1 protein-coding gene is annotated in these 16,462 nt (G+C 73.8%); it reads left to right on the top strand.

What is annotated here, in order from left to right:
- Window positions 1–16,399: SDR family NAD(P)-dependent oxidoreductase (locus tag ABD296_RS40605; RefSeq protein WP_344280622.1), on the top strand; the 16,399-nt coding region annotated here is incomplete at its 5' end.
- Between the last annotated feature and the right edge of the window lie 63 nt (window positions 16,400–16,462).

Here is a 16,462-nt window from a genome sequence, read left to right as displayed (position 1 = left end):
CCTCGCCCGCCAATCCCTCCACAACAACGAATGCGACCTCGCACTCGCCGGCGGCATCGCCATCATGTCCACGCCCAGCGTCTTCGTGGAATTCTCCCGGCAGCGTGGGCTCTCCCCCGACGGCCGGTGCAAGCCGTTCGCCGCGGCGGCCGACGGGACCGGCTGGTCGGAAGGCGTCGGGCTGCTCCTGGTCGAGCGGCTGTCGGACGCGCGGCGCAACGGCCACCCCGTCCTGGCCGTCGTGCGCGGCTCGGCGATCAACCAGGACGGGGCGAGCAACGGCCTGACCGCGCCGAACGGCCCGTCCCAGCAGCGCGTCATCGAAGACGCCCTCGCCAATGCGCGGCTGGCAGCCGCCGACGTGGACGTGGTGGAAGCGCACGGCACCGGAACCACCCTTGGCGACCCCATCGAAGCCCAAGCACTCATCGCCACCTACGGACGCCAGCGCCCCGCCGACCGGCCCCTGCACCTGGGCTCCATCAAATCCAACATCGGCCACACCCAGGCCGCCGCCGGTGTTGCGGGCATCATCAAGATCGTCCAGGCCATGCAGCGGGGCGTCCTGCCCTGTACCCTCCACGTCGACGAGCCGACCCCGCACGTCGACTGGACGGCCGGAGCGGTCGAACTGCTCACCGAGCAGATCCCCTGGCCGGAGACCGGGCGGCCCCGCCGCGCCGCCATTTCCTCCTTCGGCATCAGCGGCACCAACGCCCACCTCATCGTCGAGCAGGCACCCCCTGCCGAGGAGGCGGGGCCGTCGTCCGATGCCGAGGCGGAGGTGTCGGCCGGCGAGACTTCGGGACCGGAGACGCTGCCGTGGTCGCTGTCGGCCAAGACCGAAGCCGGGCTCGCCGCGCAGGCCCAGCGGCTGATCGAGCACCTGGACGCCCACCCCGACCTGGACCCCGGCCAGATCGCCTGGGCGCTGGCCACCACGCGTTCGGTCATGGAGCACCGCGCCGTCCTTGTCGGAGACCAGGCACAATTGCGCGAGGGCCTGCGGGCCCTCGCGGCCGGTGAGCCGCACCCCGCGGTCGTGTCGGGCCGCTCGGGGCCCCATGGCAAAACGGTGATGGTGTTCCCCGGCCAGGGTTCGCAGTGGGCCGGGATGGGCGCCGAACTCCTGGCCACCAGCCCGGTGTTCCGGGATCACATCCGGGCCTGTGAGCAGGCGCTCTCACGCCATGTGGACTGGTCGTTGACCGACGTGCTCACCGGTGCCGAGGGGGCCGCGTCCCTTGACCGGGTCGATGTGGTGCAGCCCGTGCTGTTCGCGGTGATGACCGGCCTCGCCCATCTGTGGCGGTCGCTGGGCGTCGAGCCCGACGCCGTGATCGGCCACTCCCAGGGCGAGATCGCCGCCGCCTACACCGCCGGCGCACTCACCCTCAACGATGCTGCTCAGCTCGTGGCGTTACGCAGCCAGGCCCTCACCGCCCTGGCCGGGACCGGCACCATGGCCGCCGTCCACGCCACCGCCTCCGACCTGGCGGACCTGCTCCCCGACGACATCGCGATCGCCGCGGTCAACGGACCGGCCACCACCATCGTCGCCGGGTCCGAGGACGCCGTCACCACCCTGCTCGACCGGTGCGAGCAGCACAAGATCAAGACCCGCCGCATCGACGTCGACTACGCCTCGCACAGCCCCGCCATCGACACCATCGCCGAGCAGATCACCGCGGCCGCCCGCGAGGTCAGTCCGAACGCCGCGGCCGTCCCGATCCACTCCACGGTCACCGGCCGGCCGATCGACGGCATGGAACTGGACAGCCGCTACTGGTTCGACAACATCCGCAACACCGTCGACTTCCACCCCACCGTCATGCGCCTCGCCGAGCAGGGCCACACCACCTACATCGAGGCCAGCCCCCACCCGACGCTCACCACGCCTGTCCAGCACACCCTGGACGCGCGCGACACACCCGCCCTCGCCGTGGGCACGCTTCACCGCGACCACCCGGCTTGGACGCAGATCCTCACCAACCTCGCCCACCTGCACGCGCACGGCGTCCCGCTCGACTGGGCCCGCGTCCTGAGCGCGCTGGGTACCGGCCGCCCGGACACGCTCCCGTCCCTGCCGAACTACGCGTTCCAGAGGCAGCGCTACTGGCTGGACGCCGCCGCCGGGGCCACCGACGTCACGTCGGCGGGCCTGGAGACGGGCGGCCACCCGCTGCTCGGCGCGTGCGTGACGCTCGCCGACGAGCAGACCACCGTCTTCACCGGACGCCTGTCCCCCGACACCCACCCCTGGCTCGCCGACCACACCATCAACGGCATCCCCGTCCTACCCGGCACCGCCTACCTCGAACTCGCCATCCACGCAGGCGACCACACCGACACACCCCACATCCAGGAACTCTCGCTCCAGAAGCCACTCGCTCTCACGGCCCCCGCCCAGTTCCAGATCACCGTCGGTGCCCCCGGCGACGACGGTCAGCGCGCCCTGACCATCCACTCCCGCACCGCCGCCGAGTCCGACGAGCCGTGGACGTGCCACGCCACCGGCACCCTCAGCCCCGGTCTCGCGGCCCCGGCCGAGCCCATGCCCTGGCCGCCCGCCGGCGCCGAGGAGGTCGCCACCGGCGACCTCTACCAGCGGTTCGCGGACCTGGGTCTGGAGTACGGCCCCCTCTTCCAGGGCGTCCACACCGCCTGGCGCGCCCCGGAGGGGATCTACGCCGAGGTCCGGCTCCCCGACCCCGACGCCGCCACCGGCTACACCCTGCACCCCGCGCTGCTGGACGCGGCGCTCCACCCGGTCGCGCTGGCCGGCGGCGGGGACGACCAGGCCCACCTGCCCTTCACCTGGGAGGGCGTGACCTTCCACGCCGCCGGCGCCACCGCGCTCCGCGTCGCCGTCATCCCGTCCGGCGACCAGGTCACCAGCCTGTCCATCACCGCCACCGACCCCGCCGGGCAGCCCGTCGCGACCATCGAGACGCTCACCCTCCGGCCGCTCACCGGGCTGCCCGCCAAGCCCGCCCGCGACAACCAGCTCTACACGCTGACCTGGCCGGTACTGCAGGCCGGCGCACCGGCCGCCGGCCCCGTCGCGATCCTGGCTTCGTACGGCCCCGGCCTCGCCCGCCTGCTGCACGCCGCGTCCGCCGTCCCCGCACAGGTCTATGAGGACCTCCGGCAGATCACCGAGCCGCCCCCGGTGCTCTGCGTCCCGTGCGAACCGGGCGACGGCGACCCGCCCGGCCCGGCCCACGCGGTCACGCGCGAGATGCTGGACCTGCTCCAGCGGTACCTGGCCGACGAGCGGCTGAACGACACCCGGCTCGTGCTGGTGACCCGCAACGCCGTCGGCGTCGACACCGGCGTGGCCGGGCGGGAAGCGCCCGGCCTGGCGCAGTCGCCGGTGTGGGGGCTGGTCCGCAGCGTCCAGGTCGAGCACCCCGACCGCGTCACCATCGTGGACGTGGACGGGCGGCCCGCCAGCCACGCCGCGTTCGCCGCCGCGATCGGGACCGCGGCGGCGCAGGACGAACCCCAGCTCGCCGTCCGCGACGGCGCGATCCACGCGCCCCGGCTGGTCCGGGCCGGGCAGCGGCCGATGCTCGCCCCGCCCCCGGACGGCCCCTGGCGGCTGACCGTCGCGGGCAAGGGCACGCTGGAGAACCTGACCCTGGTGCCCGCGCCGGAGCTGGACGACGCGCTGGGCAGCGGGCAGGTCCGCATCGCGGTGGCGGCGGTCGGCGTCAATTTCCGCGACGTCCTGTACGCGCTCGGCATGATCCCCCAGGACCAGCGCCCGCTCGGCGGGGAGGGCGCGGGCACCGTCGTCGAGGTCGGCCCGGACGTGGACCGCCTCGCCGTCGGCGACCGGGTCATGGGCATCTTCACCGGCACCGGCCCCACCGCCGTCGCCGACCACCGGATGATCACCCGCATCCCGCACGGCTGGACGTTCACCCGGGCGGCGACGGTGCCCGTCGCCTACCTCACCGCGTACTACGCGCTACGGGACCTGGCCGGGATCGAGCCCGGCCGGCGGCTCCTGCTGCACGCCGCGACCGGCGGCGTCGGCACCGCCACGCTGCATCTCGCCCGTCATTGGGGCATCGAGGTGTTCGCCACCGCCAGCCCCGCCAAGTGGAACGTCCTGCATGAGCACGGCCTGGACGAGGCCCACATCGCGTCCTCCCGGACGCTGGAGTTCGAGGAGCACTTCGGCGACGCCCTCGGCGATCGGCACATCGACGTCGTCCTCAACGCCCTGGCCGGCGAGTTCAACGACGCCTCACTCCGCCTCCTCGCCCCTGGCGGACACTTCCTGGAGATGGGCAAGACAGACATCCGCGACCCCGAGCAGGTGGCCGCCGCCCACCCGGGCGTCCACTACCAGGCGTTCGACATCATGCAAGCCGGCCCCGAGCGCATCCAGGAGATCCTCACCGACCTGCACGATCTGTTCGCGGACGGGCGTCTTCACGCCCTGCCGGCGACCACCTACGACATCCGCCACGCGCCCGAGGCGTACCGGCACCTCAGCCAGGCCCGCCACATCGGCAAGGTCGTCCTGACCATCCCCGCCCGCACCCGCCCCGACGGCACCACCCTGATCACCGGCGGCACCGGCACCCTCGGCGGCCTCATCGCCGAACACCTGATCACCGACCACGGCGTCACCCGCCTGGCCCTGGCCAGCCGCACCGGACCCGACACGCCCCAAGCCCGAGAACTGCGCCACCACCTGGAAGAACTCGGCGCCCACGTCACCATCACCGCCTGCGACACCGCCGACCCCACCCAACTCACCGAACTCCTCACCGCCATCCCGGCCGAACACCCCCTCACCGCCGTCATCCACGCGGCCGGAGTGACCGACGACGCCGTCGTCACCTCCCTCACCGCCCAACAGATCGACAAGGTCTTCGCACCCAAGGTCGACGCCGCCTGGAACCTGCACCAGCAGACCCGCCACCTCCCCCTGAGCGCCTTCATCCTGTTCTCCTCGGCCGCCGCCACCCTGGGCTCACCCGGCCAGGCCGCCTACGCCGCCGCCAACCACTTCCTCGACACGCTCGCGGCGTACCGCCGGGCGCAGGGCCTGCCCGCCCAGTCCATCGGCTGGGGCTACTGGCAGCAGGCCACCGGCATGACCGCCCACCTCACCGACACCGACCGCAGCCGCATCACCGAGAACCTCGCGGCCATCACCGACGTCCAGGGCCTGGAGCTCTTCGACGCCGCCCTGGCCACCCCCGTACCCCACCTGGTCGCCACGCCGATCAGCACGCGCGGCCTCCCCACCCCCGTGCCCGCGCTGATGCGCGCGCTCACCGCGCCCGGCAGGCGGACCGCCATCGGGACGGCCGCCGCCGACGACCTGGCCGCCCAGCTCGGCGGCCTCGGCGAGGAGGAGCAGCAGCAGCGGCTGCTGGCCCTGATCCGCAGCAACGTCGCCACCGTCCTGGCGCACGCCTCGGCCGAGGACATCGACGTCGGCCGCCCGTTCAGCGAGCTGGGGTTCGACTCGCTCACCGCGATCGAGCTGCGCAACCGGCTGGCCACCGCCATCGGGCAGCGCCTCCCGTCCACCCTCGTCTTCGACCACCCCACCCCGGATGCCCTGGCCCGCCACCTGAGGACCATCCTCCTCGGCACGGGCGCCGCGACCGCCAAGGGCACGCGGACGGTCGCCGCCGACGAGCCGATCGCGATCGTGGCGATGGGGTGCCGCTACCCGGGCGACGTGCGGACACCGCAGCAGCTCTGGGACCTGGTGGTCGGCGGCGTAGACGCCATAGGCGAGTTCCCCGCGAACCGGGGCTGGCCACTCGCCGACCTGCACCACCCCGACCCCGACCACCCAGGAACCACCTACGCCCGCGAAGGCGGGTTCCTCTACGACGCCGACCACTTCGACGCCGACTTCTTCAACATCAGCCCCCGCGAGGCCCAAGCCACCGACCCCCAACAACGACTGCTGCTCGAAACCGCCTGGGAGACCATCGAGAACGCCCACATCAACCCGGCCACCCTCAACGGCACCCGCACCGGCATCTTCACCGGCATCTCATCGCAGGACTACAGTTCGGGCCTCCCGGAGCTGTCCAGCGCATCGGAGAGCTACACCGGGACCGGTTCCTCGATCAGCGTCGCGTCGGGCCGCATCGCGTACTCGCTCGGCCTGGAAGGGCCCGCGCTGACCATCGACACCGCGTGCTCGTCCTCCCTGGTCGCCCTCCACCTGGCGTGCCAGTCCCTGCGGCAGGGGGAGTGCGATCTCGCGCTCGCCGGCGGCGCCACCGTCATGTCCAGCCCCGGCGCGTTCGTGGTGTTCTCGCGGCAGCGGGGCCTGGCCCGCGACGGACGCTGCAAGCCCTTCGCCGCGGCGGCCGACGGCACCGGCTGGGGCGAGGGCGTCGGCCTGCTGCTGGTCGAACGCCTGTCGGACGCCCAGCGCAACGGCCACCCCGTCCTGGCCATCGTGCGCGGCTCGGCCGTCAACCAGGACGGCGCCAGCAACGGCCTCACCGCACCGAACGGCCCCTCTCAGCAGCGCGTCATCCAGGACGCCCTGGCCAACGCCCGCCTCACCTCCGCCGACGTGGACGTCGTGGAGGCCCACGGCACCGGCACCACCCTGGGCGACCCCATCGAAGCGCATGCGCTCATCGCCACCTACGGCCGGCAGCGTCCCGCCGACCTGCCGCTGCGGCTGGGCTCCATCAAGTCCAACATCGGCCACACCCAGGCCGCCGCGGGCGTGGCGGGCATCATCAAGATGATCCAAGCCATGCGGCACGGCGTTCTGCCCCAGACCCTGCACGTGGACGAGCCGACCCCCCACGTCGACTGGAGCACCGGGAACGTCGAACTGCTCACCGAGCAGATCCCCTGGCCCGACACCGGGCGACCCCACCGGGCCGCGATCTCCTCCTTCGGCATCAGCGGCACCAACGCGCACGTGATCGTGGAGCAGGCGCCCGCGCCGCCGCCCGCCGGCGCCGTCCCGGCCCGGCCGCGCCCCGCGCCCCAGGCGGTGCCGTGGCTGATCTCGGCGAAAACCGAGGCCGGGCTGGCCGCGCAGGCCGGACGGCTGGCCGAGCACCTGGACGCCCACCCCCACCTGGACCCCGGCCAGGTCGCCTGGGCGCTGGCCACCACCCGCTCGGTCCTGGACCACCGCGCCGTCATCGTCGGGGACGAGGCGGAGGTACGGGCGGGCCTGCGGGCGCTCGCGGCGGGCGAGCCGCACCCCGGCGTGGTGACCGGCCGCGTCCTGCCCGGCGGGCCGGGCAGGACGGTGTTCGTCTTCCCTGGCCAGGGCTCACAGTGGGCCGGGATGGGCGCCGAACTGCTGCAGACCAGCCCGGCGTTCCGCGACCACATCCTCGCCTGCGACCAGGCGCTCTCACGGCACGTGGACTGGTCGCTGACCGACGTGCTCACCGGTGCCGAGGGGGCCGCGTCCCTGGACCGGGTCGACGTGGTGCAGCCGGCGCTGTGGGCGGTCATGACCGGCCTGGCGCACCTGTGGCGCTCGCTCGGGGTCGCCCCCGACGCCGTGGTCGGCCACTCCCAGGGCGAGATCGCCGCCGCCTGCACCGCAGGCGCCCTCACCCTGGAGGACGCCGCCCAGCTCGTGGCGTTACGCAGCCAGGCCCTCACCGCCCTGGCCGGGACCGGCACCATGGCCGCCGTCCACGCCACCGCCTCCGACCTGGCGGGCCTGCTCCCCGACGGCGTCGCGATCGCCGCGGTCAACGGGCCCGCCACCACCATCGTCGCCGGGCCCGGGGACGCCGTCACCGCCCTGCTCGAAAGCTGCGCGCACCAAGAGATCAAGACCCGCCGGATCGACGTCGACTACGCCTCGCACAGCCCCGCCATCGAAGCGATCGCCGACGAGATCACCGAAGCGGGCGCCGGGATCCATCCCCGGGCCGCCGACGTCCCGATGTACTCCACCGTCACCGGCCGCCTCATCGACGAGACGGAGCTGAACGACCGCTACTGGTACGACAACATCCGCAGCACCGTCCAGTTCCACCCCGCCATCACCCACCTCGCCGACCAGGGCCACACCACCTACATCGAGGCCAGTCCCCATCCCATCCTCACGATCGGGATCCAGCAGAGCCTCGACGACCTCGGCACCGCCGCCGTCAACACCGGCACGCTGCACCGCGACCACCCGGCCTGGACGCAGCTCCTGACGGGCCTCGCGCACCTCCACGTCCACGGCCTCGCCACCGACTGGACCCGGATCCTCGACACCCTGGGCGTCCCCCGGCCCTCGACGCCGCCCGCCCTGCCCACCTACGCCTTCCAGCGCCAGCGCTACTGGCTGCGCGCCCAGGCCGGCGCCGCCAACGTCGCCGCCGCGGGCCTCAAGGACGCCGACCACCCCCTGCTCGGCGCGTGCGTGACGCTCGCCGACGAGCAGACCACCGTCTTCACCGGACGCCTGTCCCTCGACACCCACCCCTGGCTCGCCGACCACACCATCAACGGCATCCCCGTCCTGGCCGGCACCGCCTACCTCGAACTCGCCATCCACGCAGGCGACCACACCGGCACACCCCACATCCACGAACTCACCCTCCACACCCCCCTCGCCCTGGAGCGGGAGGCGCCCGCGCTCGTCCAGGTCACCCTGCACGCACCCGACGGCGGCGGCCACCGCCACCTGGCCATCCACTCCCGCCCCGACACCGGCGACGACGAGCAGCCCTGGACCTGCCACGCCACCGGCGCGCTGGCGCCCGACCCGGCGCCGCTCCCCGGAGCGCCGGACCTCACCGCCTGGCCCCCACCAGGCGCCGAGCCCATCGACACCCGCGACCTCTACCAGCGGTTCGCCGAACGCGGCTTCGCCTACGGCCCGCTGTTCCAGGGCGTGCGGGCGGCCTGGCGCACCGGTGAGGGCATCTACGCCGAGATCGGCCTCCCCGACCCCGACGCCGCCACCGGCTACACCCTCCACCCGGCGCTGCTGGACGCCGCGCTCCACCCCGCCGCCCTGTTCGCCGGCGGCCCCGGCGAACAGGCGCACCTTCCCTTCGCCTGGGAGGGCGTCACCTTCCACGCCGCACGCGCCACCGCGCTCCGCGTCGCCGTCACCCCGACCGGCGACCAGGCCACCGGCCTGTCCATCACCGCCACCGACCCCGCCGGGCAGCCCGTCGCCACCATCGGCGCGCTCACCCTGCGCCCGGTCACCGGCGGTCTGCCGACCGCTCCCGCGCGCCGCGACCACCTGTACACGCTGTCCTGGCCGCCCCTGCCGCCGGCCGAGCCGACGGCTCCCGAAGACCGCATCGCGATCCTCGATCCCCGTGGGTCCGAGCTCGCCGAGGAGCTTCGCACCACGCTGGGCTACGACGACGTGAACGAGGACGCCCCGCCCCCGATCGTCCTCATCCCCTGGTCCGACCCGGGCGGCGAGGTGCTCGCCCGCGCCCGCTCCGCCGTCCAGGACGTGCCGGAGCTGCTCCAGCGATGCCTGGCCGACGACCGCTTCACCGGCACCCGCCTGGTCCTGCTGACGGCCAACGCCACCGCCGCCACCGACCAGGACGCGGTGGACCTCGCCGAGAGCCCGGTGTGGGGCCTGGCCCGCAGCGTCCAGGCCGAGCACCCCGGCCGCCTCACGCTCATCGACGTCGACGGGCGGGCCGCGAGCCTCCAGACGCTCCCCACCGCGATCGCCACCGCCCTGGACGAGGACGAGCCCCGGCTCGCGGTCCGCGGCACCGGCATCCACGCCGCCCGGCTGATCAGGACGGCCCCACCCCACGACACCGCAGGTGACCGGCCCGTGCTCGCCCCCGGCGGCACCGTGTTGATCACCGGTGGCACCGGGGCCCTCGGCGCGCTGGTCGCCGAGCACCTGGTGACCGCACACGGCGTCACCCACCTGATCGTCACCGGCCCCGAGCCGGACGCCGAGGATCTGCGGCGCCGCCTGGAGGAACCGGGCGCCCACGTCACGGTGACCGGCTGCGACGCCGCCGACCCGGAACAGCTCGCCGGGCTGCTCGCCGGCATCCCCGAAGCGCATCCCCTCACCGGGATCATCCACGCGGCCGCGCCGGGTCCCCACCCGGACGCCGCCTGGAACCTGCACCAGCAGACCCGCCACCTCCCCCTGGACGCCTTCGTCCTGTTCTCCTCGGCCGCCTCCATCCTCGGCTCCCGCGGCCAGGGCGCGAACGCCGCCGCCGACCACTTCCTCGACGCCCTCGCCGCCCACCGGCACGCCGCCGGCCTCCCGGCCCTGACCATCGCCTGGGGCTCCATGGACGATGCGTCCGGCGAGACCGCGGCGCTGACGCCGGAGCGGGCGCTTGCCCTGTTCGACGCGGCCCTGGCGGCCGCGCACCACCGCGTCCTGGCCGCCCCCGTCCGCGTGGGCGCCCTGCCCACGCCGGCGCCCGCGCTGTTCAGGGCGCTGGTCCCCGGCGGCGCCGCCCGGCCCACCGCCGGGGGCACGGCCGCCCACTCGAACGCCCTGGCCGAATACCTGTCCACGCTCGGCCCCGACGAGCAGCACGATCACCTGCTGTCGCTCCTGCGCACCAGCATCGCGACCGTGCTGGCGCACGCCACACCCGACAGCGTCGACACCGACCGCCCCTTCAACGAGCTGGGCTTCGACTCGGCGATGTCGGTGGAGCTGCGCAACCGCCTGGGCATGACCACCGGCCGGCGGTTGCCGGCCACGCTCGTCTTCGACTACCCGACGCCCGACGCGCTGGCTCGCCACCTGCGGGACGTCCTGCTGGGCACGCGGACGTCCGCTCGGGCCGAGGCCATCGCCGTGCGCGCGGACGAGCCGATCGCCATCATCGGCATGGGGTGCCGCTACCCCGACGGCATCCAGACGCCGCAGCAGCTCTGGGACCTGGTCGCCGCCGGCCGTGACGCGATCGGTGAGTTCCCGGCGAACCGGGGTTGGCCGGTCGCCGACCTCTACCACCCCGATCCCGACCACCCGGGCACCACCTACGCCCGCGAGGGCGGGTTCCTCTACGACGCCGACCACTTCGATGCCGACTTCTTCAACATCAGCCCCCGCGAGGCCCAAGCCACCGACCCCCAACAGCGACTGCTGCTCGAAACCGCCTGGGAGACCATCGAGAACGCCGGGATCAACCCGGGCACCCTGCACGGCACCCGCACCGGCATCTTCACCGGCATCTCATCGCAGGACTACGGATCGGGGCTCGCGAACCTGTCCAGCGAGTCCGAGGGCCATCTCGGCCCGGGGACGTCCGGCAGCGTGGCGTCGGGCCGGATCGCCTACACCTTCGGCCTGGAGGGGCCCGCGGTCACCATCGACACCGCCTGCTCGTCCTCCCTGGTCGCCCTGCACCTGGCCTGCCAGGCGCTGCGCCAGGGCGAGTGCGACATGGCGCTGGCCGGAGGGGCGAGCGTGATGTCCAGCCCCGGCGCGTTCGTGGCGTTCTCGCGGCAGCGCGTGCTGTCCCCCGACGGCCGGTGCAAGGCGTTCGCCGGCGCGGCCGACGGCACCGGCTGGGCGGAGGGCGTCGGCCTGCTGCTGGTCGAGCGGCTGTCGGACGCGCGACGCAACGGCCACCCGGTCCTCGCCGTGGTCCGCGGCTCGGCCGTCAACCAGGACGGCGCCAGCAACGGGCTGACCGCCCCCAACGGCCCCGCCCAGCAGCGGGTGATCAACCAGGCGCTCGCGGCCGCCGGCCTGGGCCCCGACGAGGTGGAGGCGGTCGAGGCGCACGGCACCGGCACCGCACTGGGCGACCCCATCGAGGCGCAGGCGCTCATCGCCACCTACGGGCAGCGGCGCCCCGCCGACCGGCCGCTCTGGCTGGGCTCGGTCAAGTCGAACATCGGGCACACCCAGGCCGCCGCCGGCGTCGCCGGAGTCATCAAGATGGTCCAGGCGATGCGGCACGGCGTCCTGCCCCGGACCCTCCACGTCGACGAGCCGACCCCGCACGTCGACTGGTCGGCCGGTGCGGTACGGGTGCTCACCGAGCCGATGGCCTGGCCCGAGACCGGGCGGCCACGGCGCGCCGCGATCTCGTCCTTCGGGATGAGCGGGACCAACGCCCACACCATCATCGAACACGCACCAGAACCGGTCCCGGCGTCCGACGGCGGCGGCCCCTCGCAGGACGCGGCCGGCGACGACCTCGCCGCGCGGCCCGCCCCTGATCCGGTCCTCCCATGGACGGTCTCCGCCAAGAGCGAGGCCGGGCTGGCCGCGCAGGCCGGGCGGCTGGCCGGATTCCTCCAGGACCGGCCGGAGCCGGAGCCCGCGGATGTGGCCTGGGCTCTGGCCACGACCCGCGCGGACATGGATCATCGCGCCGTCGTCATCGGCACACGCGCCGAGTTCCAGGCAGGGCTTCAGGCGGTAGCCGAGCGGCAGCCGTCCATGCACGTGGTCCAGGGCCGGGCCGGGCACACCGGCAAGACGGTGTTCGTGTTCCCCGGCGAGGGGTCCCAGTGGGCCGGGATGGGCGCCGAGCTGCTGCGGGAGTCCGGCGTGTTCCGGGAGACGATCCTGGCGTGCGACCAAGCGCTCTCGCCGCACATCGACTGGTCGGTGACCGACGTGCTGACCGGCGCGCCCGGCGGCCCGCCGCTGCACCGGGTCGACGTCGTCCAGCCGGTCCTGTTCGCGGTCATGGTCGCCTTGGCCGAACTGTGGCGCTCGCTGGGAGTGCTCCCCGACGCTGTGGTCGGCCACTCGCGTGGCGAGGTGGCCGCCGCGCACATCGCCGGCGCGCTCAGCCTCGACGAGGCCGCCAGGATCGTGGCGCTGCGCAGCCAGGCCCTGACGGCGCTGGCCGGCACCGGCGCCATGGCGACGGTCTCGCTGCCGGCCGAGACCACCGCCGGGCATCTGCGCCGATGGGGCGACGACCTGACCGTCGCCGCGATCAATGGCCCCCGCGCGACCGTCGTCGCCGGCACCGGGAGCGCCGTGGAGGAGTTCCTGGGCTTCTGCCGCGAGAATCAGATCAACGCCGCCCCGGTCGACGTCGACTACGCCTCCCACACCTCGCACATCGACGCCATCGGCGACCGGCTGCGCACCGCCGTCGCCGACCTGGACCCGCGGCCGACCCGTATCCCGTTCTACTCCACCGTCACCGGCGGGATCGTGGACGGCACGGAACTCGACAGTGCGTACTGGTTCGACAACATCCGTAGCACCGTCCGGTTCGAGGAGGCGACCACCGCTCTGATCGAGGACGGCCACGGCACCTTCATCGAGGTCAGCCCGCACCCGGTGCTGACCATCGGAATCCAGCAGACGCTCGACCTGGCTCCCCGGGAGGGCTCCGGCCCGCCGGCGGTGGTGATCGGGACCGTCCAGCGCGCCGATGGCGGATGGCGGCGCCTGCTGATCAATCTCGCCGAGCTGCATGCCCGGGGCGCCCGGATCGACTGGCCGCGAGTGCTGCGGGCGCTGGGCACGGCACCGCCCACCCCGCCGCCGGCGCTGCCGACCTACGCGTTCCAGCGGCAGCGGTTCTGGCTGCGTGCCCCGGCCGGCACGGCCGACGTCGCGTCAGCGGGGCTGGAGACGGGCGGGCATCCCCTGCTCGGCGCCTGCGTGACCCTCGCCGACGAGCAGACCACCGTGTTCACCGGACGGCTCTCGCTCGACGCCCACCCGTGGCTGGCCGACCACGCCATCGCCCGCACCCCTGTCCTGCCCGGAACCGCCTACCTCGAGCTGGCGGTGCACGCGGGCGACCACACCGGCGCCCCGCACATCCACGAGCTCGCACTGCACACGCCCCTCGTCCTGGACCCCGGCTCCCCCAGCCGGATCCAGGTCACCGTGCAGGCCCCCGACGACAACGGGCACCGGACGCTGTCCATCCACTCCCGGCCCGACGGCAGAGCCGACCTCACCGGCGAGCAGGCTTGGACCTGCCACGCCACCGGCGTCCTGGCACCGTCCGGCGTATCGCCCGAGACTCCGGACATGACCGCCTGGCCCCCGCCCGGCGGACGGCCGGTCCCGGTCGAGGACCTGTACCAGCGATTCGACGAGCGCAACCTCAACTACGGGCCGCTGTTCCGGGGAGTGCGCAAGGCGTGGAGCAGCCCGGACGGCATGTTCGCCGATATCGTGCTCCCCGATCCCGAGGCCGCCACGGGTTACACCCTGCATCCGGCATTGCTGGACGCCGCCATGCACCCCACCGCCCTGGCCGCCCACAGCACCACCCACGACCAGGATGGGCACCCCTACCTGCCGTTCACCTGGAACGGCGTCACCGTGCACGCCGCCGACGCCACCGCCTTGCGGGTCGCGATCACCTCCAGGAGCGGCGACAACGGCAACGGCGGCATCGCCATCACCGCCGCCGACCCGAGCGGCCGGCTGGTCGCCACGATCGACACCCTCACCCTGCGCCCGTTCACCAGCGACCTGTCCTCCGGCCCCGCGCACCTCGACGAGCACCTGTTCACCCTGGACTGGCCGGCCTTGCCACCGGCCACCGCGCCTGGACCGGATGGCCCCTACGCCATCCTCACCGAGCACAACCCCGAGCTGGCCCGAGCACTGCAGGCCGCGCTCACCACACCGACCCGCGTCTACACCGACCTGGTCGAGCTCACCGCGAGCGTGAACGGCACCGCGCCACCGCAGATCCTTCTCGTCCCCTGCCCCGACACCGCTGACAGCGGCGACGACGCGGTGGTCGGGCATGCCCACACCACCACCCAGCGCGTCCTGCGGCTGCTCCAGCAGTACGTGACCGACGACCGCCTCACCCAGAGCCACCTGGTCCTGCTGACCACCCGCACCACCACGGCGACGGGACGGACGACGGTCGACCTGGCCCAGACGCCCCTGTGGGGACTGGTCCGCAGCGTCCAGACCGAGCACCCCGACCGAATCACGATCATCGATCTCGACGGCCGGCCCGCCGGGCATCAGGTCATCGCCTCCGCGATCGGCGTCGCGCTGGAGCGCCGCGAGCCGCAGCTGGCCATCCGCGACACCACCCTGCACGCCCCGCGCATCGCCCGCCTGACCGTCCCCGACGAAGCGGAGGCCGACAACGGGGCGGAGGGTGGCCGCGGCCCCGCACCCGCCGCCCTCGACCCTCACGGCACCGTCCTGGTCACCGGCGGCACCGGAACCATCGGGCGGCTCATCACCGAACACCTCGTCACCGGCCACGGCATCACCCATCTCGTCGTGGCCAGCCGCAGCGGCCTGCAGACCCCCGAGGCGCAGGACCTGCGGCGCCGTCTCGAAGAGCTGGGCGCGCAGGTCACCATCGCCGCCTGCGACACCGCCGACCCGCGCCGGCTCGCCGACCTCCTGGCGGCCGTACCCGACGAGCACCCCCTGACCGCGGTCGTCCACGCGGCCGGGGTCATCGACGACGGGATCGTGACCGCTCTCACGCCCGACCGGATCGACACGGTCATGGCCCCCAAAGTGGACGCCGCCTGGAACCTGCACCAGCAGACCCGGCATCTTCCCCTGGCCGCCTTCGTCCTGTTCTCCTCCGCCGCCGCGACGTTCGGCCCGCCCGGCGCGGCCGGTTACGCCGCCGCCAACGTCTTCCTGGACGCCCTCGCCGCGCACCGGCGGGCCGCGGGGCTGCCAGGGCAGTCCATCGGCTGGGGCTACTGGCAGGAAGTCACCGGCATGACCGCTCATCTCACCGACACCGACCGCAAGCGCGTTGCCCGCAGCGGCATGGTCCCCATCACCAACGACCAGGGCCTGGAGCTGTTCGACGCTGCTCTGGCCTCCCCGCGGGCGCATCTGCTGGCCACGCCGATCAACGTCGCCAACCTGGCCGCTCCGCCTCCGCCGCTGTTCCGGGCGCTGGTCCCGAGCGGCACCATCCGGCCGTCGGCCGCGGTCGGCACCAACGCGGTCCTGCTCGCCGACGAGCTGTCCGGCCTCACCTCCGACGAGCAGCACGAGCACCTGATCGGCCTGGTCCGCGCCGGCATCGCCGCCGTCCTGGGCCACGCCACCCCCGACGGCGTCGACACCGGCCGGCCCTTCAGCGAGCTGGGCTTCGATTCCCTGACCGCCATCGAGCTGCGCAACCGCCTGGCGAACACCACCGGTCAGCGCCTGCCCGCCACGCTCATCTTCGACTACCCCACGCCCGACGAGCTGGCCCGGCATCTGCGGGCTCAGCTCGCACCGGCGGCCGTTCCCCCATCGCAGCTGCTGCTCCAGCAACTCGACAAGGTCGAGACCATCCTCACCGCGATCGCTGGGGAGGACGGCGCCGAGACCACGGTCACCACACGGCTGCAGGCTCTGCTGACCCGCTGGAGCGACCTGCAGAAGGGAGCCGACCGGGCGACCGTGACCAGCCGGATCGAGTCGGCGAGCACTGACGAGATCTTCGCCTTCATCGACCAGGAGCTCGGCCGGAACACCTGAACGAGGACAACGGACAGGCGACCGGGCGGTGCCCGGTCGCCTGTCCGTTCCCTGCCTCGCGCG

The organism is Actinomadura napierensis, assembly GCF_039529375.1.
GTDB classification, from domain to species: domain Bacteria; phylum Actinomycetota; class Actinomycetes; order Streptosporangiales; family Streptosporangiaceae; genus Spirillospora; species Spirillospora napierensis.
This window is presented reverse-complemented; position numbering and strand designations above follow the sequence as displayed.